This window comes from Cecembia lonarensis LW9, from assembly GCF_000298295.1.
Taxonomy (GTDB): Bacteria; Bacteroidota; Bacteroidia; order Cytophagales; family Cyclobacteriaceae; genus Cecembia; species Cecembia lonarensis.
The window spans coordinates 102,454-121,231 of record NZ_AMGM01000006.1 but is presented as its reverse complement, the minus strand read 5'-3'; the positions used below and the strand labels follow the sequence as shown (position 1 = coordinate 121,231).

The following is an 18,778-nucleotide window of genomic DNA, read 5'->3' as shown; positions in this document are numbered from 1 at the left end:
TGATATTTGATGATATGATCAATTTTTCTGTTCCATCGGGCTCTTTCCCTGATTGTCCAGGCATCCATGCCGGAACTGTCTCTCTTTCTTCCAACCTCACCAATCTTCCATCTTCAAACGTTGCCAATCAAAAAACCGTTCTCCCCTATTGACTCGGTAAGTTTTTTGATTACCATCGAGTCCGGCCAAAACCGCCTCTTTATTTTGTCTCAAAAACTTCCTTTCAGTCATGCCTTGCTGAAATTCCGGTCTTGGAGCACAGGAACCCAATAAAACCAATGTCACAAATAATATTAATGCTTTTTTCATAATAAAACTCTTTTGTACTAAAGAATTATGCAAAAACTTTGCCATAAATTTTAGTCCTGAACATGAAGCTTTTACCCTAAAATCAATGGGATTTTAACCAACAGCTTTGCAACAAGATAATTTTGCCGTACCTTTGTAACAAGCGGCACGACCAGCTCCTGCTGAATCCCCCAGGTCCGGAAGGAAGCAAGGGTAGGCGGTTGTAGCGGTGCGATGCCGCTTACTTTTTTTACATCTTTCAAATTACCGATCTTACATTTCCCCATTATTCGTTTAACTTTGTTGTCATCAACAACACAACCCCTTTTTACATGAAATTCTTTATAGATACAGCCAATTTAAGTGAAATCAAGGAGGCCTATGAGCTTGGTGTCCTGGACGGCGTAACAACCAACCCCTCGTTGATGGCCAAAGAGGGCATCAGCGGAGATGATAACATCATAGCGCATTACAAAGCCATCTGTAACATTGTAGATGACAATGTCAGTGCTGAAGTCATTGCGACTGACTTTGAGGGCATCATCAAAGAAGGTAAAGAATTGGCCAAATTAGATGACAAGATTGTGGTGAAAGTCCCCATGATCAAGGAGGGTGTAAAAGCCATCAAATATTTCAGCAGTGAGGGTATACGTACCAACTGCACACTCATTTTTGGTCCTGGTCAAGCTATTTTGGCTGCCAAAGCCGGTGCGACTTATGTTTCTCCTTTTGTTGGGCGACTGGACGATATTTCTTATGACGGTATAGACCTGATTGAGCAGATTGTGAATATCTATGAAAATTATGGTTATGCGACACAGGTATTGGCAGCATCCATCAGACACACCATGCACCTGATCAAATGTGCTGAAATCGGTGCTGATGTTGCGACATGCCCTCTGAAAGTGATTACAGGGCTTTTGAAACACCCACTGACAGATGCCGGCCTGGCACAGTTTTTAGCTGACCATGCCAAGGCTGCGGGTAAATAAAAATCAGCAATAAAGAGGGGAACTTAAAAACAGTTCCCCTACCCTTTTTGAAACAATTTCTCTATTTTAAGGTAATAGCTTACTATATTCGAATCAACAAGAATTCACGCCATGTACATCATTAAAGTCAAAGGAAAAGCCAAAATTCCTGATTATATTCAGATAAGGGATGAGAATTTTGTTCTGGTATCTTATTTTAGAGCAGATAGGCCCATGAAAAACATGGAAAAGTTTGGGCTGGAAGGTAAAGAAGAGGAATTAGAAGCGTTGATCAATGCGCTGCCTTTTGGAAAACTTCAAAAATTGGAACTATAAACAATGGTTTTTACAAGCGAACCTATCATTCATTTAGAAAAAGTCTGTGTATTTCAAGGACTTGATGCCATCCTTCAAGATGTGAATTTCACCGTAGAAAAAGATGAATTTGTTTTTTTGATAGGCAGAACGGGAAGTGGAAAAAGCTCCTTACTCAAAACGCTTTATGCAGATCTTCCGCTGAAAATGGGAACTGCCCAAATCGTTGGCTTTGAGCTTGAAAAAATCAAAAATAAAGATATCCCTTTTTTAAGACGAAAACTGGGGATCGTTTTTCAAGACTTTCAGCTATTTAATGATCGATCCGTGGCAGAAAACTTATTCTTTGTCATGAGGGCTACAGGCTGGAAGGACAAAACCAAAATGAAAAACAGAATGATTGAGGTCCTCCTAAAGGTTGGGCTGGCTGATGCTTCCACTAAAATGCCCCATCAGCTTTCCGGAGGGGAACAGCAAAGGGTGGTAATTGCCAGGGCATTGATCAATAACCCTGCGATTCTACTGGCCGATGAGCCTACCGGTAATCTCGACCCGGACGTAGCAGATGGTATTTTTAAGCTGTTTCAGGAAATCAATAAGGAAGGGACAGCTGTTTTGATGGCTACCCATAACCATGACCTCTTGAGAAAATATCCCTACCGGGTATTAAAATGTGAAAAGGGAAAACTTTTAGACAGCAAAACAGCTGACATAAGTATTGACACCTCCTATTAAAGAGGTGTTTTTTTATTTAGGTTGAATTAGGAATCAAAAGAATTTATTAATATTAAACTTTAGCCTAAAGCTATGGGTTTATACATCAAATAAGTATGGTTATGAGTGATTTAATAAGGAAATTCGAAAAAATTCTGATTCTGCCAATTTTTGTATTGGTATTCAGTGCTTGCCAGGATGCGGAAGACCAGCCTGCTCCTGTGGACAATGATCCACCTACGGCATCTCCAAATGTTCCAATCAATACCTGGATTCAAAATGTAATGGATGAGATTTATTATTGGTTGGAAGAAATGAGACAGCCTATAGCAACAAATTCAGATCCCGAAGACTATTTTGAATCTCTTTTAAATAGACCCACTGATAGGTTTTCTGACATATTTCCAAATGCCAATGACTTGAGAAATAGCCTTCAAGGGGTAAATAGAGAAGCAGGTTATGAGATCATTTTAGCCAGGGAAAGTGAAGAAAATGAAAATGTTTTGGCCTTTGTTGCTTATACCAAAAAAGGAAGTCCCGCAGAGTCCGCAGGATTAAAACGAGGCGATGTAATTACCCAAATCAACGACCAAGCCTTGACCCTGAGTAATTTTCAAAACCTGCTTAGACAACGATCACAAAATCACAGCGTGAATTTCTTCAGGTTTAACCCTTCCACTGGAAATTACCAACCCCAGCCTCAAATCACCCTTGAAACCGTGGTATTAGCAGAAAACCCGAATTTCATGGATACGGTGTTTACCATAAATGATAAAAAAATCGGTTATGCTGTATATCATTTTTTTGCTCCCGGTGTGGACGGTGATAACCGTTACGACAATCAAATGGACGAAATCTTTGGAAGGTTCAAAGCTGAAGGCATCAATCATTTGATCTTGGACTTGAGGTATAATGGAGGCGGTGCCTTATCGAGTTCTGTCAACTTGGCCAGCTTAATTGCTCCGAATGTGACCTCAGAAGATCTTTTTTCAAGAACAAGATACAATAGTTTCCTTTCTCGATTCTCTGAAATTCAGGCCTTGGAAAACAGATTTTTCGTTGATAAAGCTGAAAATTTAGGTAATATTTTGGAGGGAAACAGAATTCATATCATCACATCAGGAAGGACCGCGTCAGCAAGCGAAATAATCATCAATGGCTTAAAGCCTTTTATGAATGTGTTTTTGATCGGAGGTACAACTTTTGGGAAAAATGTAGGGTCCATACTCATTGATGAAGAAGACAATCCCAATAACAATTATGGCCTTCTGCCTATTGTTTCTATGATTTTCAATAGCAATGGAAATTCAGATTTCATCAATGGCTTTACACCCAATGTCGAAGCCAATGAACTGAGTCAGCCCGTGTTATTACCTTTTGGAAACAGGGATGAGTATCTTTTGAGCCTTGCCATACAGCAAATTACTGGCACAAGTGCCAGGTTGAACCTGGTAGAAAGAATTGATGTAGGCAGTTCCCTTGAAGGCAAAATCAGGTTTGGTAAAATCATTGAAGACAAACTTCCATTAAAGGAATTGAAGGAACACTAGGATTTCAGCCTCCTGCCTGGCAAGCAGGAGGCTTTCTTTATTCCTTACTTTTTAACGACATCTCCTGTTTCTATCATCCTTTGAGGATTATTAACAATTAATGTGCTTAATTTTCCTGTCATTTTGTCGGTATTTTCTTAATTTCGCAACTTGAATTTCAGATTATATGGAAAACATCATCAAAGATATTGACATCATCTCACCGGACGAGGCGCAGGCATGTGATTTCAAAACCACCGAAGAAGAAAATACGGGTAAATCCAAAAAATTATACATTGAGTCTTATGGCTGCCAAATGAATTTTTCCGATTCGGAAATTGTGGCTTCCATTATGAAAGAAAATGGATTTGATACTACTTCAGACTTTGAGCAGGCTGATGTAATATTTCTCAATACCTGCTCCATTAGAGAAAAAGCAGAACAAACTGTCAGAAACAGGTTGAATCAGTTCAATACGGTAAAGAAGAACAAACCGGAACTGACGATTGGTGTCTTAGGCTGCATGGCAGAACGTCTGAAGGAAAAATTACTCGAAGAAGAAAAGATTGTTGATGTTGTTGTAGGCCCCGATGCGTACAGGGACCTGCCCAATTTGGTGGCTTCTGCTGAAGAAGGCAACAAGGGTGTAAATACTTTCCTTTCCAGAGAAGAAACTTATGCCGATATATCTCCGGTAAGGCTCAATTCTAACGGTGTCACCGCATTCATTTCTATCATGAGGGGTTGTGACAACATGTGTTCTTTCTGTGTGGTACCTTTTACCAGGGGAAGAGAAAGAAGCCGTGACCCGTATTCCATAGTCAACGAAGCAAAAGAGCTTTTCGAAAAGGGTTACAAAGAGGTGACCCTATTGGGGCAAAATGTAGATTCTTATAAGTGGTCTCCTGAAGAAAACAATAAGGCCCGACTGAACAAAAAAGAAGATGAAGTATCTACTCTGGTAAACTTTGCCAAACTTCTGGAAATGGTGGCATTGGTAGATCCAGCACTTAGGATAAGGTTCAGTACCTCACATCCCAAGGACATTACAGATGAAGTCTTATACACCATGAAAAAGTATGATAACATCTGCAAATACATTCACCTCCCTGTACAAAGTGGCAATTCCCGTGTACTGGAACTCATGAACAGGACTTATGACAGAGACTGGTACTTGGACCGTGTCAGGGCTATCAGGGAAATACTCGGTGAGGAATGCGGAATTTCATCTGATATGATAGCAGGCTTCTGTACAGAAACTGAAGAAGAGCACCAGGATACCCTAACATTGATGGATATCGTAAAATATGACTTCTCCTACATGTTCTATTATTCTGAAAGGCCAGGAACACTTGCCGCAAAAAAATACACAGATGATATCCCATTGGAGGTAAAGAAGAGAAGGCTTGCTGAGATTATAGAAAAGCAGAATTCACTTTCATTGGAAAGAAATAAGCTGGATATTGGAAAAATCCAGGAGATACTTATTGAGGGAACTTCTAAAAGATCCGAAGCGCAACTCAAAGGTAGAAATTCAGCCAATAAAGTAGTTATCATAGACAATGATGGCCAACTTAAAAAAGGTGATTATGTCCAGGTAAAAATATACGATTGTTCCCCTGCGACGCTATTTGGTGAAGTTGTATCCTAAACAAATTTCAATTTATGTTTTCAGCTTCTGAAATTCAAAGTGTTAAGCAAAGATTTGGAATCATAGGAAACAGCGCTTTGCTCAATCATGCCATTTCTGTGGCTATGCAAGCGGCACCTACCGAAATGACCGTATTGATTACCGGAGAAAGTGGCAGTGGAAAAGAGTCTTTCTCCAAAATCATCCATGCTTTAAGTACCCGTAAACATGGTAAATTCATTGCCATCAACTGTGGAGCCATACCGGAAGGCACAATTGACTCAGAGTTATTTGGACATGAAAAAGGCTCCTTTACCGGTGCCCATGAGGCAAGAAAGGGTTATTTTGAAGTCACTGATGGCGGATCTATTTTTTTGGATGAAATAGGAGAAATGCCCTTGGGGACACAAGCCAGATTACTAAGGGTGCTGGAAAATGGGGAGTTTATCAAAGTGGGCTCTTCAAAAGTGCAAAAGACAGATGTAAGGGTCATTGCAGCCACCAATGTCAACCTCATAAAAGCCGTAGAAAAAGGGAAATTCAGAGAAGACTTATACTATCGTCTCAATACCGTACCCATTTATGTTCCCCCATTAAGGGAACGAGGAGATGATATGGTACTTTTATTCAGAAAGTTCACATCTGATTTTTCCGAAAAATATACTGTAAAGCCGATTTCCCTGACTGATGATGCAAAAAAACTGTTATTGCGTTTTCCATTCCCTGGAAATATCAGACAACTCAAAAATATCGCTGAGCAGGTTTCTTTATTGGAACAGGAAAGAGAAGTAGATGCTGTGACACTTTCCAAATACCTGCCTTCAGAGCAAAGTAGACTACCGGCAGTTTTTGCGGGAGGCAGCAAAGGAGAAAACAGTGATTTCACAGAAAGGGAGCTCCTGTACAAAGTCCTTTTCGACATGAAAAAGGACATGAACGAACTTAAAAAACTGGTACTTGAAACGTATCAATCAGGAGGTCTGAACGCCAGTATCATCAACAAACACCAAACCCTTTTTGAAGACCTGGAATCTCCGGTGACATTTGAGGAAAGTGACCACAGTCCTACATCCTCGGTAAATATGCCTATTGTGCTTGATCCAAAAGGAAAAAAGGAAGAGTTGGAAAATTATGAGGATGAAAATATAGAAGATATCCTCCATGAGGAAGATGACAATTCCCTTTCATTAGAAAAAAAGGAAAAAGAAATGATCGTCAAGGCCCTGCGCAAACACAACAATAAAAGAAAATACGCCGCGAGCGACCTTGGAATATCAGAAAGAACGTTATATAGAAAAATTAAGCAATATGACATCGATTAAGCGGTCTTTTGATATCACCTTTTGTATCTTCGCCCTGTGGTTGATGCAGGCCTGTTCGGTAAGTTACAGTTTTACAGGCACCAATATCAACTACGACATCATCAAAACTTTTTCCGTGGACAATTTCTTCAATGACTCAGGTGGTGGTCCTGCCAATATGGAGCAGTTGTTTACAGAGTCACTAAAGGATTTCTATCAAAGAAATACCCAATTGGAGCTGGTAAGAAATAATGGGGATTTACAGTTTTCCGGTGCCATCAACCGGTACACCATTACGCCACAGGCAACTGTAACTACTACAGATCCCAACCTGCCCGATAGGGCCGGCCAAATGCGTTTGAGCATCACAGTGGAAGTAGAATACGTCAATACGGTTAAAGAAGACGAGAATATTAAAAGAAACTTTACATTCTTTAAGGATTATGATCCCAGAAATACTTCCATTCTACAGGTGGAAAGTGTATTAATAGAAGAAATATTCGAAAGCATTATTCAGGATATTTTTGCAGCAACCGTCGCCAATTGGTAAAATTTATTAAATTGAACTTTCAAAAAAATCATAAGTGAACCCTTTACAGCTACTTGGAATCATTCAACATGCAAATCATCTCAGCAAAGATGATTTTACGGAATTGCTCAAGCTTCATGAGGCATTTCCGTATTTTCAGATTCCAAAAGTTTTATTGGCGAAATATGAATTTGACAAATCAAATGCCCAAGTAAACGAGCTACTTCACTGGGCTGCCATTACTTCTCCCGATAGAGTCTGGTTAAGAAAAATGGTAGAGACAAAAGTTCCATTTGAGACAAGAGAAGAGTTTTTGAAAAAGAAGCTGATCGAAGTTACAGAAAGTAAAAAAGCAATTGAGGGAAAGAACCTCATAGATGATTTGGAGGGCCAACTGATACCTGAGAATAAAAAAGTAACGAGCACCAAAGACCTTACAGCTACATTAAAAAAACTTGGTGAAGACTTGGCCCAAAGTAAGATCAAGGCCTTAGAAAAACTTGAAAAGGGAAATATTAAACAGGATCCCTCTCAAGAGGTTATCACCCCTGAAGAAACTACCCCAAAGACTCCACCGGTTGAAACAGTAAAAATTAAGCCAGATAAAACCCAAAAACCAGAAAATAAAAGTTCTGCTAAAAACCCAAAAAGAAGGGTTCATAAGGATGAACTCATAGAATCCATTAAGAAAAAGGAGAAAAAAGAAATACTCGATAAGAAAAAACTGGAACAAATAGATATCATCAAAGCTTTCAGTAAAAAAGAAATTAAATTGGCAACCATTAAGGAAATTGAAGGCCAACAAAGGCAAGAAGACCTTTCTGAAAATAGCACAAAACTTAATCCCAGTCTGATTACTGAAGCCTACGCCGGAATCTTGGTCAAACAAGGGAAAAAAGTAAAGGCGAAAGAAATTTATAAGAAATTGATGGTGAAGTTTCCAGAGAAAAACACTTATTTTGCAAACTTGATTGAAAGACTTGAAAAAACTAATTAAATAATATGTTTACTTTATTAATCAGTATCATTGTAGTATTAGCTGTAATATTGGTTTTGGTCATACTGGCCCAAGATTCAAAAGGTGGTGTTGGAGCGGCATTTGGAGGCAGCGCATCACAAATAATGGGCGTAACTAAAACAGGTAATATTTTGGAAAAATCCACTTGGGTTCTTTCTATCGCTATTCTGGTTTTGTCTCTTACTTCTGCTGCTTTCTACAGCAAGGAGAATACAGGTGACTTCACTTCCCCTAACATTGATCGTGCAAGGCAACAAATTCTTACGCCTTCGTTTGGTGATGTTGAAGGTTTGCTTCCATCCCCGGTGGAAGAAGCTACTGAAGAGAGTGAGGAAAGTATAGAAGATTAATATACTTCAAAAAAATCTGAAAGGGGCTTTAAGGCCCCTTTTTTCATTTTACAGTTTTGAGCAATAGCCTTTTACTGATAGGCACGAAGCTTTCCTGCAATGGAATATGATGTGCACTGTGAATCCTAAATGTCGCAGGATTGGGCAATTCTTGGTAGGTACGGATCAAATCCATTTTAATCTGTTCGAAGGTCTGAGTAAGACTCCTTCTTACTTTTTGGACAAGCTGCATCATAATGCCTTTAAACACGTCAATGCTGTTTTGAAACAGATTGACTCTATAACGATAAACGTAGATGTCTTTACTCTTTTCAAGAGAAAGAATCGCATAACCTTCATTTTGATACAATGGGGATAAGCCAACCGGCTCAATAACCATTTCTTGCTCTAAAAAATCATAGATATTTTTACCCTCTTCAATGGTTTTTTTAAACTGTGGCAGTGAAAAATTTACTATTTCTTCCAATTGCTTCATCATTTCATCATCCATTTCCAAAGGCTTGTATTTGAGTTTCATTTCTTTGAAATCAGGACCTTGCAGCAGTTTGGGGAAAGCAGCTTTTAACTGATCCCTATTCTCGGCAAAGTTTTTTAGCTTTGTATAATGGTGTACCAATTCAGCAAGAGGGGGATAAAGTTTAACTTCTTTGAACTGGGAATCTACATGCTGCAGGTAGGCCAGAAGGAGGTATTTTTTATACTCAAAATCAATCCAGCCTTCTGTAATCCAATTTTCCGATAAACTTTTCATAGGCATAATCTTTCCAAAAATTTAAAGAAAACTGACAAAAGATAAAAGCTTTTGGAAATTTTGACAGGGTTAAAAATCCCCCAAACATTACCTGACAACGACTTGACAGTAATTTTACGCCTTTATGTCAGTTTTGAAAGTTAGGTTAAAATTGGCACAGGAAATGATCATCAGGGTATGTAACATTTTAGAACTAACCTTAAAAAGTCTAATAACTATGTCAAAAGTTAACATCCAACCTCTTGCAGACAGAGTTCTGGTAGAACCAGCTGCAGCTGAAGAGAAAACTGCCTCCGGCTTGTATATTCCGGACACTGCCAAAGAAAAACCTCAAAAAGGTACTGTAGTAGCAGTAGGGAATGGCAAAAAAGATGAACCATTGACTGTAAAAGTAGGTGACACAGTACTCTATGGCAAATATGCCGGAACAGAGCTTTCCGTAGATGGTCATGACTATCTTATTATGAGAGAAGCTGACATTTTCGCTATCCTGTAATCATCTATCAAAAACAATCAAAACTTAAAAAACAAAAAAATGGCTAAAGAACTATTTTTCAATACCAATGCGAGAGACCGTTTGAAAAAAGGCGTGGACGCTCTTGCTGACGCAGTAAAAGTTACGCTAGGTCCAAAAGGAAGAAATGTAATCATCGATAAAAAATTCGGAGCTCCAACCATCACCAAAGATGGTGTTTCTGTAGCAAAAGAAATTGAACTGGAAGAACCTATTGAAAATATGGGTGCACAGTTGGTGAAAGAAGTGGCTTCTAAAACTGCTGACAATGCAGGAGATGGAACTACTACAGCAACTGTATTGACCCAGGCTATCTTTAATGCCGGAATTAAAAACGTAGCAGCAGGTGCCAATCCAATGGATCTGAAAAGAGGCATTGACAAAGCGGTTGCAGCTGTAGTAGCGGAATTGAAAGCCAATTCCAAAGCCATCTCTACCAGCAAAGAAATCCAGCAAGTAGCTACAGTTTCTGCCAACAATGATGATGAAATCGGCAAAATGATTGCTGACGCCATGGACAAAGTGGGCAAAGACGGTGTCATTACCGTTGAAGAAGCAAAAGGGACGGAAACTGAGGTGAGAACGGTAGAAGGTATGCAGTTTGACAGAGGCTACCTTTCCCCTTATTTTGTGACCAATACTGAGAAAATGGAGGCCGAATTGGACAGACCCTATATCTTGATTTATGACAAGAAGATCTCTGCCATGAAAGAACTGCTTCCTATTTTGGAACCAGTTGCACAGTCTGGAAAGCCTCTATTGATCATCGCTGAAGATGTGGATGGAGAAGCTCTAGCTACTTTGGTAGTAAATAAAATCAGAGGTGCTTTGAAAGTGGCTGCTGTAAAAGCTCCAGGATTCGGCGACAGAAGAAAAGCCATGTTGGAGGATATTGCTATCCTTACCGGTGGCACTGTAATTTCTGAAGAGAGAGGTTACAAGCTTGAAAATGTAACCATGGATTACCTAGGTACTGCTGAAAAAGTAAACATTGATAAGGACAATACTACCGTTGTCAATGGTGCAGGAGAATCTAGCCAGATTAAGGCAAGAATTGCTGAGATCAAAGCGCAGATAGATAAAACAACTTCTGACTATGACAGGGAAAAACTGCAGGAAAGATTGGCCAAATTGTCAGGTGGGGTAGCCATCCTTTACATTGGTGCTGCTACAGAAGTGGAGATGAAGGAGAAAAAGGACAGAGTTGACGATGCCCTACATGCCACAAGAGCTGCTGTACAGGAAGGTGTAGTAGTAGGTGGTGGTGTAGCTTTGGTGAGAACTTCTGCTGCTCTAGAAAACCTTAAAGGTGAAAACGAAGATCAGGATACAGGTATCAATATCGTCCGAATAGCCATAGAGTCTCCCTTGAGGACTATCGTGGAAAATGCAGGCGGTGAAGGATCTGTAGTAATCAATAAAATTAAAGAAAATAAAGGCAACTTTGGTTACAACGCAAGAACCGATGTTTACGAAGACTTATTCGAAGCAGGAGTAATTGATCCTACCAAAGTAACGAGATTGGCCTTAGAAAATGCTGCATCCATTGCTGCACTACTGTTGACTACTGAATGTGTGGTAGCCGACGTAAAAGAAGATGCTCCAGCTATGCCTCCAATGGGCGGCGGGGGCATGGGTGGCATGATGTAATCCATGTAAATTATCAAAAAAAGGAAGCCGAATTGGTTTCCTTTTTTTGTTTACCATCAAATTGTACTTTCTTAACTCAAAACTGAAAATTAAAAAAAGTTTAAATTTTTTGAACAGTATCCATATATTTGAGAGTAGTTCTGGCCTTTTAAATTTTTAGAAGCAATTTAAACTGATCAATGTTTCCCTACCATGTCATAATTCTCGTAGACGACGATCCAATAAATAATTTGATCAATAAAAGGCTAATCGCCAAATTAGAAGTGGCAGAGCGCGTAGAGGATTATCTGGAAGCAGAAAAGGCATTGGCTAGGCTTCAGGAACTTGACAAAAACACCAAAGTCCTTGTTCTTTTAGATATCAACATGCCTGTCATGAACGGTTGGGATTTTCTCAATTTTTATAATGATCAGCTTGCTGAAAGGACTGATAAGATAGTGATGCTATCCAGCTCCATTGATTTTCAAGATAGAAAAAAAGCTTTTTCCTACAAACAGGTAGAGACATTCCTTGAAAAACCGCTTACCATAGAAAAAATGAAAAGCATTCTATAGCAACCAAAATCGACCAATTCAAATCCAAAGCCTATGGAAATTATCGCGTTTGGGGAACACTTATTTTACAAGCAATCTCAGCCAAACGCTGAAGAAATCAAAACACTGCTGGAAGGAGATCATAAATTTTGGTTAAATGTAACGGAAACGAAGGATTCAGCTTTATTGCAGGAGTTATCAGAGGTTTTTGATATACATTCCATGGCTTTGAACGATATTAAAGAAAAGCGGCAAAGGCCAAAAATCGAAGAATATAACCACTTCATATTGATTGTGGTTCAAATGCTGTATTCCAAGAATCATGGTTTAGATATAGAATCTGAGCAGGTCAGTATCATTCTGGGGAAAAATTATGTCATTACTTTCCAAGAAACTCCTTTCGATATTTTTGACCAAATTCGTGTAAGATTGGAAAATCCGCATGGCAGAATGAGGAAATTAGGGACCGACTACTTTGCATACGCCCTGATTGATGCTATTGTGGATGAATATTATTTACTTTTGGAAAATATCACCGATAGAATAGAAATCCTTGAAGACAGTATCATCAGTCAGGATAGGAAAGTCAGATTATCTGAAATCTACCATCAGAGAAAATACATTCAACAGATCAAAAAAGTGATTTGGCCAACGAGAGAATTACTCTCTATTTGGCGAAAATTAGAAAATCCCTTGATCAAAAAAAGAACTTCTCCTTTTATTAATGATGTATACGAACAGACGGTAGAGATCATAGAAAATTTAGAAATGCAAAGGGAGTCTATCACTACCCTGGTAGAAATATTCATGACGGATATTTCACTCAAACAAAATGAGGTGATGAAAACCCTTACCATCATTGCAACCATTTTTATTCCTTTGACTTTTTTGGCTGGCGTTTATGGTATGAATTTCGAGTTTATGCCAGAACTGTCCTGGAAATATGGCTATTGGCTTACTTGGTTGGTATTTATAGGCATTTCAGCAATCATGGTTTTCTACTTTAAGAGAAAAAAATGGTTTTAACCAATCCAAGCGCTATCATTTACTGGAAATTAGAAAAAATCGTCAACTCAGGTTTTATTTAGATTTTATTAAGTAATCCCGTATTATTGTAAATAATAATCAATCAAAAGGGGGTTGTTTTGAAAACTTTTGTAATAAAGATAGGATCCAATGTCATTACTGAAAATTCAGGAATGCCTGATTTCTCCCGGCTCAGGTCACTTTGCTCCCAGGTTTCTTCCTTAATGAACATGGGCCAAAAAGTGGTTTTGGTAACTTCAGGAGCAGTGGCTTTTGGAAGGAAAAATATACAACTACCGGAAAAGACAAATCCTGTTCTCAAAAAGCAAATTTGGGCTGCCAATGGTCAGATAGACCTGATCAATACTTATCAAAAGCTATTGGCTGATTTAGGCCATTCCATAGCACAGATATTGGTTACCAAAGAAGATTTCAGGGACAGGAAGCATTACCTCAACATGAAAAATTGTATTGAAGGGCTGCTTTTACAAGGTATCATCCCTGTCATCAATGAAAATGACACTGTAGCCATTACAGAGTTGATGTTTACGGATAACGACGAACTGGCCAGCCTCACTGCTGCCATGGTCAATGCAGACACCCTTATCCTTCTGACTAACGTGAACGGCATCTATACAGGTCCTCCTGAGCGTCCTGATTCCATACTCATTCAGCAGGTAAACCATGATTCTCGGGATTTGTCCAACTTCATTCAGGCCAGTAGATCTTCTTTTGGCAGAGGGGGAATGTTGACCAAACTGAACATGGCCAAAAAGTCGGCCAACTTAGGGATCGAGGTTTTTATTGCCAATGGCAAAAAAGAAGGGATTCTAAATGACATCATAGATGAAAGTGCCCAGTGCACACGCTTTGAGCCCTCTCCAGTTAAGCATAGCCCCAAAAAATGGCTGGCCCATGGTGAGCAATACTATAAAGGGGAAATAAAAATCAATGAAGGCGCTAAAAAAGCTTTGTTTTCCACTAGAATAAGTAGCCTACTGCCTGTGGGGGTAGTCACCTTTACGGGGAATTTTGAAAAAGGCGATATCCTGAGGATTGTTGATGAAGAGGGCAAGCGAATCGGTCTGGGGAGGGCTGAATATGGCTTGAAGTCCTTGGCAGAAAAAATTGGCCAAAAGAACCAGAAACCCATTATCCATTACGACTACCTTTATCTTTTTACGCATGAATGATTTTAACAATGTTTTTAAGGATTTAAAAAATGCTTCCGGGAAACTGATACGAGTGACCGAAAAGCAAATTCAGGATACTTTGGATACCTTGGTCGAACTGAGCAAAGCTGCTATACCGGAAATATTGGATGCCAATCAACAAGACCTTGCTAAAATGGATCCAAAAGACCCAAAATATGACCGATTATTACTGACAGAAGAAAGAATTATGTCAATTTTAGGAGAGGTTAAACAAGTCAAAAACCTTCCCTGTCCATTGGGTCATATATTAGAAAAAAAGATACTAGAAAATGGACTTGAACTCCGCAAAATCTCAGTCCCACTTGGTGTTTTAGGGGTAATCTATGAAGCCCGCCCCAATGTAACCTTTGATGTATTTTGCCTGGCATTGAAGTCTGGAAATGCCCTGGTCCTTAAAGGAGGATCCGATGCAGCGCATTCCAATAAGGCCATAATGAAAATCATCCATCAGGCCTTAGAGAAAAATGGCATCTCAACAGCAGCATTTTTACTGCTTCCGCCAGACCGAAAAGCAACGCAGGCTTTATTGGAAGCAATAGGATATGTGGATATCATCATCCCGAGAGGTAGTCAGAGCCTGATTGATTTTGTGAGAACCAACGCCAAAGTGCCTGTCATAGAAACAGGGGCGGGCATTGTGCATACTTATATTGATGAAACTGCAGATTTGGAAAAGGGGAAAACCATCATTCTGAATGCAAAAACGAGAAGACCTAGCGTTTGCAACAGCTTGGATTGTCTGATTATCCAACAAAATCGGCTTAAAGACCTTTCTCAATTTATTGCTCCACTTTTAGAAAAAAACGTACTGATATATGCTGATGAGAAGGCATTCCATGCGCTCCCCTCCCACCCTTGTATTCAATTGGCAGGAAACGAACATTTTGGCACAGAATTCCTATCGCTTAAAATGGCCATCAAAACCGTAGAAAACCTAGATAAGGCTCTGGAACATATCGCCCAATACAGCTCCAAACATAGCGAAGCCATCATTTCTGAAAGTCCTGAAAATATCGATCGCTTTTTGAATGAGGTAGATGCGGCAGCAGTCTATGCCAATGCCTCGACGGCTTTTACCGATGGCAATCAGTTTGGTTTAGGAGCAGAAATCGGTATCAGCACCCAAAAACTCCATGCCAGGGGACCAATGGCCTTAAATGAGCTGACATCTTACAAATGGGTTGTTAGGGGCCATGGCCAGATCAGGAGCTGATCAAAAGGTATAGCCAAGAGAGAGATGCGGCATCCAAAAAAGATCAGGAAAGGCATTTTTATATATATTCATGTAAGGTGAAAAACCTGCCCTGAAATTAAACCCTCCTTCAATTGGCTGATATCTGTAGCCTAAATTTAATATGGGCGTACCCACCCTAAAACCTGCTTCAGAGACCTCATCAACTGAGGGATGGTTTTCATCCACCATCCACTCATATCCAAGCCGTGCACCTATTCCAAGGTCAAGGTATTTCCCGTTTTTTCCAATAAGATAATTGGCCATCACCGGAAATGTTACCATGGCAGTATTGTTCCATTGTAAATAGCCAATTCCAGTTCTAAAACCAAAACCATCAGGATTTTTGCCCAATCTACGATCAAAGTTTAAAGAGACTAATCCACCTGCACCCAAAAATTCACCATACACTGTATTTCTATTGAAACTTTCTTGAGCTAAAACTGGATTCCCAATCAAAAATGCTGATATGCATAAAAGAACAAAAGCTTTCATAATAACAATGATTAATTTTTTATAAGATAAAATTAAATCTTTAAAAAAAACTAAACACCTAATCTTTAAATGCAAATTTAACCAGCTCCTCCAAAGGCACATGTTTCAATGTTTTTTCATGGGTGGCTTCCAATATGACTTTTGGAGCCACTCCCGCCCTGTATGCCTCCACCCATCTACTTGCACAAAGACACCACCTATCTCCCGGATTCAATCCAGGAAAGACATATTCCGGCCTTGGGGTAATAAGGTCATTGCCACGGCTAAGACTAAACTCCAAAAATTCCCTTGTCATCACTGCGCATACCGTATGGGTACCCAAGTCATCCACGCCGGTCTCACAGCATCCATTTCTGTAATAACCGGTCATGGGTGCTGTACTACAAGGGATTAAATTTTCTCCGAATACATTTTTCGCCATTATCATTTACTTTTTGAAACATAAAATGCCCAAACCATCAACAAAGGATGGATAAGGAGCAAACGTACCCATGCCAACCAAGGAGGTACACACAATCCATCTGGCACACAACTTCCTATTTGGATAAAATATACGTGCGAAGGAATAAAAAGGATCAGCAAAACCACTACCCCCCAAGCAGAAACTTTTCTGCCTGATGGCATTAATATTCCCAATCCCAATATAATCTCCAGGATTCCTGAAGCATAGTTGATAAAACCATGCCATGGCAAATAGTTAGGAATTAAGGGATAATAAAATTCAGGTTGAATAAAATGATTTAACCCTGATATGATGAAAAACAGACCCATAGCAAGTATCAGAAGTTTTTGAATCATGTGAGCGCCCAGCGGTGTTGAAAATGAACTTTTCTCAATATAAGAAAAAAAGGAACCCACCAAATCAGGTCATTGGTAATTAATGTGTAAGCAAATGTAAAGGGTACTTCACCCAATAAATAATTATATATAAAGCCGATAGGTCCAAAAATTTTTCCCAAAAAACCGACTGCCACTATCGGCCAATGCCTCAATGGATTATAGCTTGCCCACCAGTATCCTAATCCATATACACCGATCACCATACCCATACCTTGCCAGACCATAGGATGATTGATAGGTTCCATTCCTGTCAACTGGAAAAACTGTTGTGGAAAAAGAACAACCCATGATCCCCAAATCAAATTGTAAATTGCTGCTAGCCTTAAAGTTGTTTTCATGGCTATTAAACCCAAAATTTAGCCTTTGGTTCAATAATAGAAGGATAACATTTTGCTAATATTTACCTTACTAAATCATAATAAATTGCGTTTAATTTTAAGCTTCAAACTAAACTACATAAAATGAAAAGACGGGATTTCTTTAAAAATGGTTTATTGACAACTTTGGGATTGGGTGCCTTAGGAGCCAGTCCCGCCCTTGCTACAACAATTAAGAGAAAAGGGTTAGCTAAAAACATCATATTCCTTGTTAGTGACGGTATGAGTTCAGGTACATTGAATATGGCAGATATCTTGATGCGTCACAAATATGGAAAACCTTCCACATGGATAGACCTTTACGAAAAAAATACCGTCAAAAGAGGACTCATGGACACCGCTTCTGCCAATTCTTTTGTGACTGACTCGGCAGCAGCAGGTTCTGCTTGGGGAGGAGGAATGCGTGTTAGAAATGGTGCCCTCAATATTGGACCAAATGGAGAAAAACCCGTACCTATTCTTCAAAAATTCAAATCAATGGGTAAAGCTGTAGGCTGCGTTACTACGGTACAGATCACCCATGCTACGCCTGCCTCTTTTTGTGTCAACAACGGCAGTCGAAATGCCATGCCTGAAATTGCTGAAGATTACCTCAAGCTTAGATTTGATGTTATGTTGGGTGGTGGTGCCAATTACTTCAGCCCTGAGAAGCGGGAAGACCAAAGAGACCTATTTGAAGCTTATCGACAGACAGGTTTTGACCTGGTGAGAAACAAAGCAGAAATGTTGAATGCCAAGGGTGATAAGCCTATGATGGGTGTTTTTGCTGATGAGGGACTCCCTTACGCCATTGATAGAAATACAGACCCCAGCCTAAGTCAAAGTACGCCCAGCTTGCCAGAAATGACCCAAAAAGCCATCGATATCATGAGCAAAAACCCTCAAGGATTTGTCTTGCAGGTAGAAGGTGGAAAAGTGGACTGGGCTGCCCATGGCAACGATGGCCCTGCCCTACTCTATGATCAAGTGGACTTCGATGAAGCGGTCAAAATAGCCATGGCTTTTGCCTTGAATAATGATGATACCTTAGTCATCATCACCACTGACCACGGAAATTCTAATCCAGGCTTATTCTACAGCGGGCAGGCCAATAAAAATTTTGAAAGATTATATGAAACAAAAGCATCCAATGAATGGATACTCAACCAGATTAATCCTGATTTTTCATTGGATATGGTAAGGGAATTATTTGTGGAGTACCAACAGATTCCTTTAAAAACCGAAGAAGCAGAAGCTATCCTGGCATCCTATCAGGTAGGCGCAGATGGCTTATATAATCCAGCCAATCTTCCTTTCCATCAATTGGCTGGCATTCAGTCACGGTATACTTCCATACAATGGGCTGGAACAAACCATTCTGCAGATTATGTGGAATTGGCCATGTATGGCCCTGGAAGTGAGAAAATGAATGGGTTTGTCAAGAATTATGAACTCCATAATTTCATGCTTGAGGCTTGCGGAGCAAAACGGGAATTATTTGTTTAAGGCAGGCAAGATCAGGT

The 18,778-nt window shown here is 39.6% G+C and carries 22 protein-coding genes and 1 other RNA gene; 17 read left to right on the top strand and 6 right to left on the bottom strand.

Translation table 11 applies throughout. The features are described 5' to 3' along the window. Window positions 1-96: 96 nt before the first annotated feature. Window positions 97-309 carry a putative periplasmic lipoprotein gene (locus tag B879_RS03595; RefSeq protein WP_238542077.1) on the bottom strand — a complete coding sequence of 71 codons (213 nt, stop codon included), beginning with the start codon at window positions 307-309 and terminating at the stop codon, window positions 97-99. A 137-nt stretch (window positions 310-446) separates the two neighbouring features. Here B879_RS03595 and ffs point away from each other — a divergent pair. The 10 genes from ffs (at window position 447) to secG (ending at window position 8,645) form a co-directional block, all read left to right on the top strand. Next, an RNA gene (gene ffs, locus B879_RS22065) (signal recognition particle sRNA small type) lies at window positions 447-537 on the top strand. An 83-nt stretch (window positions 538-620) separates the two neighbouring features. Beyond that, on the top strand, window positions 621-1,280 hold the full coding sequence (gene fsa / locus B879_RS03585; protein WP_009183778.1) for a fructose-6-phosphate aldolase: 660 nt from the start codon (window positions 621-623) through the stop codon (window positions 1,278-1,280). Between the two features lie 111 nt (window positions 1,281-1,391). Beyond that, window positions 1,392-1,595, top strand: a complete 204-nt coding sequence (locus B879_RS03580; protein WP_009183777.1) for a hypothetical protein — start codon at window positions 1,392-1,394, stop codon at window positions 1,593-1,595. 3 nt (window positions 1,596-1,598) lie between these two features. Next, entirely contained in the window at window positions 1,599-2,309 is a 711-nt protein-coding gene (locus tag B879_RS03575) for a cell division ATP-binding protein FtsE (RefSeq protein ID WP_009183776.1), read from the top strand. 101 nt (window positions 2,310-2,410) lie between these two features. After that, window positions 2,411-3,838 carry a S41 family peptidase gene (locus B879_RS03570; RefSeq protein ID WP_009183775.1) on the top strand — a complete coding sequence of 476 codons (1,428 nt, stop codon included), beginning with the start codon at window positions 2,411-2,413 and terminating at the stop codon, window positions 3,836-3,838. Window positions 3,839-4,004: 166 nt separating this feature from the next. Beyond that, complete coding sequence (gene miaB / locus B879_RS03565) at window positions 4,005-5,468, top strand: tRNA (N6-isopentenyl adenosine(37)-C2)-methylthiotransferase MiaB (protein WP_009183774.1); 1,464 nt, start codon at window positions 4,005-4,007, stop codon at window positions 5,466-5,468. 14 nt (window positions 5,469-5,482) lie between these two features. After that, window positions 5,483-6,769, top strand: coding sequence for a sigma-54 interaction domain-containing protein (locus B879_RS03560; RefSeq protein WP_009183773.1), 1,287 nt, complete (start codon window positions 5,483-5,485; stop codon window positions 6,767-6,769). Continuing rightward, a complete protein-coding gene (locus tag B879_RS03555; protein WP_009183772.1) occupies window positions 6,756-7,298 on the top strand; it encodes an LptE family protein in 543 nt (180 codons plus the stop codon). Before B879_RS03560 ends, B879_RS03555 begins: the two co-directional genes overlap by 14 nt. Window positions 7,299-7,332: 34 nt before the next feature. Beyond that, window positions 7,333-8,274 (top strand): DUF8458 domain-containing protein, encoded by a 942-nt coding sequence (locus tag B879_RS03550; protein ID WP_009183771.1) that lies wholly within the window; start codon window positions 7,333-7,335, stop codon window positions 8,272-8,274. A 5-nt stretch (window positions 8,275-8,279) separates the two neighbouring features. After that, a complete protein-coding gene (gene secG / locus B879_RS03545; protein ID WP_009183770.1) occupies window positions 8,280-8,645 on the top strand; it encodes a preprotein translocase subunit SecG in 366 nt (121 codons plus the stop codon). A gap of 43 nt (window positions 8,646-8,688) precedes the next feature. Here secG and B879_RS03540 read toward each other — a convergent pair whose 3' ends face one another. Continuing rightward, a complete protein-coding gene (locus B879_RS03540) occupies window positions 8,689-9,396 on the bottom strand; it encodes a hypothetical protein (protein ID WP_040400195.1) in 708 nt (235 codons plus the stop codon). 217 nt (window positions 9,397-9,613) lie between these two features. Here B879_RS03540 and B879_RS03535 point away from each other — a divergent pair, with 217 nt between their 5' ends. The 6 genes from B879_RS03535 (at window position 9,614) to B879_RS03510 (ending at window position 15,546) form a co-directional block, all read left to right on the top strand. After that, window positions 9,614-9,892, top strand: coding sequence for a co-chaperone GroES (locus B879_RS03535; RefSeq protein ID WP_040400193.1), 279 nt, complete (start codon window positions 9,614-9,616; stop codon window positions 9,890-9,892). Between the two features lie 39 nt (window positions 9,893-9,931). Further along, window positions 9,932-11,560: a chaperonin GroEL gene (gene groL, locus B879_RS03530; protein WP_009183767.1), complete on the top strand. Its 1,629-nt coding sequence runs from the start codon at window positions 9,932-9,934 to the stop codon at window positions 11,558-11,560. Between the two features lie 179 nt (window positions 11,561-11,739). Next, entirely contained in the window at window positions 11,740-12,114 is a 375-nt protein-coding gene (locus B879_RS03525; protein ID WP_009183766.1) for a response regulator, read from the top strand. 33 nt (window positions 12,115-12,147) lie between these two features. Continuing rightward, window positions 12,148-13,119, top strand: coding sequence for a magnesium/cobalt transporter CorA (gene corA, locus B879_RS03520; protein WP_009183765.1), 972 nt, complete (start codon window positions 12,148-12,150; stop codon window positions 13,117-13,119). Between the two features lie 119 nt (window positions 13,120-13,238). Beyond that, window positions 13,239-14,312, top strand: coding sequence for a glutamate 5-kinase (gene proB / locus B879_RS03515; protein WP_083847926.1), 1,074 nt, complete (start codon window positions 13,239-13,241; stop codon window positions 14,310-14,312). Then, the gene (locus B879_RS03510; protein WP_009183763.1) at window positions 14,305-15,546 is read left to right on the top strand and encodes a glutamate-5-semialdehyde dehydrogenase; all 1,242 of its coding nucleotides are present in this window, start codon (window positions 14,305-14,307) and stop codon (window positions 15,544-15,546) included. The genes proB and B879_RS03510 overlap by 8 nt, the downstream gene beginning before the upstream one ends. On the opposite strand, the gene B879_RS03505 is transcribed toward B879_RS03510, so the two are convergent. Genes B879_RS03505 through B879_RS03490 form a run of 4 tightly spaced genes read right to left on the bottom strand, consistent with a single transcriptional unit; the run spans window position 15,547 to window position 17,237 of the window. Beyond that, a complete protein-coding gene (locus B879_RS03505) occupies window positions 15,547-16,059 on the bottom strand; it encodes a hypothetical protein (RefSeq protein WP_009183762.1) in 513 nt (170 codons plus the stop codon). Window positions 16,060-16,117: 58 nt separating this feature from the next. Further along, the gene (locus B879_RS03500) at window positions 16,118-16,480 is read right to left on the bottom strand and encodes a DUF2237 family protein (RefSeq protein WP_009183761.1); all 363 of its coding nucleotides are present in this window, start codon (window positions 16,478-16,480) and stop codon (window positions 16,118-16,120) included. 2 nt (window positions 16,481-16,482) lie between these two features. Beyond that, the gene (locus tag B879_RS03495) at window positions 16,483-16,857 is read right to left on the bottom strand and encodes a DoxX family protein (RefSeq protein WP_009183760.1); all 375 of its coding nucleotides are present in this window, start codon (window positions 16,855-16,857) and stop codon (window positions 16,483-16,485) included. Continuing rightward, window positions 16,854-17,237: a hypothetical protein gene (locus tag B879_RS03490; RefSeq protein WP_009183759.1), complete on the bottom strand. Its 384-nt coding sequence runs from the start codon at window positions 17,235-17,237 to the stop codon at window positions 16,854-16,856. The genes B879_RS03495 and B879_RS03490 overlap by 4 nt, the downstream gene beginning before the upstream one ends. Window positions 17,238-17,360: 123 nt before the next feature. Here B879_RS03490 and B879_RS03485 point away from each other — a divergent pair, with 123 nt between their 5' ends. Then, entirely contained in the window at window positions 17,361-18,761 is a 1,401-nt protein-coding gene (locus tag B879_RS03485; protein ID WP_009183758.1) for an alkaline phosphatase, read from the top strand. The last annotated feature ends 17 nt before the right edge of the window (window positions 18,762-18,778 follow it).

Excerpts from the sequence above, each read along its gene's own strand:
- secG (WP_009183770.1), top strand. The coding sequence starts at position 8,280 with ATGTTTACTTTATTAATCAGTATCATTGTAGTATTAGCTGTAATATTG.
- B879_RS03535 (WP_040400193.1), top strand. The coding sequence starts at position 9,614 with ATGTCAAAAGTTAACATCCAACCTCTTGCAGACAGAGTTCTGGTAGAA.
- B879_RS03485 (WP_009183758.1), top strand. The coding sequence starts at position 17,361 with ATGAAAAGACGGGATTTCTTTAAAAATGGTTTATTGACAACTTTGGGA.
- B879_RS03570 (WP_009183775.1), top strand. The coding sequence starts at position 2,411 with ATGAGTGATTTAATAAGGAAATTCGAAAAAATTCTGATTCTGCCAATT.
- B879_RS03560 (WP_009183773.1), top strand. The coding sequence starts at position 5,483 with ATGTTTTCAGCTTCTGAAATTCAAAGTGTTAAGCAAAGATTTGGAATC.
- B879_RS03595 (WP_238542077.1), bottom strand. The coding sequence starts at position 309 with ATGAAAAAAGCATTAATATTATTTGTGACATTGGTTTTATTGGGTTCC.
- B879_RS03500 (WP_009183761.1), bottom strand. The coding sequence starts at position 16,480 with ATGGCGAAAAATGTATTCGGAGAAAATTTAATCCCTTGTAGTACAGCA.
- B879_RS03495 (WP_009183760.1), bottom strand. The coding sequence starts at position 16,857 with ATGATTCAAAAACTTCTGATACTTGCTATGGGTCTGTTTTTCATCATA.
- groL (WP_009183767.1), top strand. The coding sequence starts at position 9,932 with ATGGCTAAAGAACTATTTTTCAATACCAATGCGAGAGACCGTTTGAAA.
- B879_RS03525 (WP_009183766.1), top strand. The coding sequence starts at position 11,740 with ATGTTTCCCTACCATGTCATAATTCTCGTAGACGACGATCCAATAAAT.
- B879_RS03540 (WP_040400195.1), bottom strand. The coding sequence starts at position 9,396 with ATGAAAAGTTTATCGGAAAATTGGATTACAGAAGGCTGGATTGATTTT.
- B879_RS03490 (WP_009183759.1), bottom strand. The coding sequence starts at position 17,237 with ATGAAAACAACTTTAAGGCTAGCAGCAATTTACAATTTGATTTGGGGA.
- miaB (WP_009183774.1), top strand. The coding sequence starts at position 4,005 with ATGGAAAACATCATCAAAGATATTGACATCATCTCACCGGACGAGGCG.
- B879_RS03505 (WP_009183762.1), bottom strand. The coding sequence starts at position 16,059 with ATGAAAGCTTTTGTTCTTTTATGCATATCAGCATTTTTGATTGGGAAT.
- corA (WP_009183765.1), top strand. The coding sequence starts at position 12,148 with ATGGAAATTATCGCGTTTGGGGAACACTTATTTTACAAGCAATCTCAG.
- B879_RS03575 (WP_009183776.1), top strand. The coding sequence starts at position 1,599 with ATGGTTTTTACAAGCGAACCTATCATTCATTTAGAAAAAGTCTGTGTA.
- B879_RS03510 (WP_009183763.1), top strand. The coding sequence starts at position 14,305 with ATGAATGATTTTAACAATGTTTTTAAGGATTTAAAAAATGCTTCCGGG.
- B879_RS03580 (WP_009183777.1), top strand. The coding sequence starts at position 1,392 with ATGTACATCATTAAAGTCAAAGGAAAAGCCAAAATTCCTGATTATATT.
- B879_RS03555 (WP_009183772.1), top strand. The coding sequence starts at position 6,756 with ATGACATCGATTAAGCGGTCTTTTGATATCACCTTTTGTATCTTCGCC.
- fsa (WP_009183778.1), top strand. The coding sequence starts at position 621 with ATGAAATTCTTTATAGATACAGCCAATTTAAGTGAAATCAAGGAGGCC.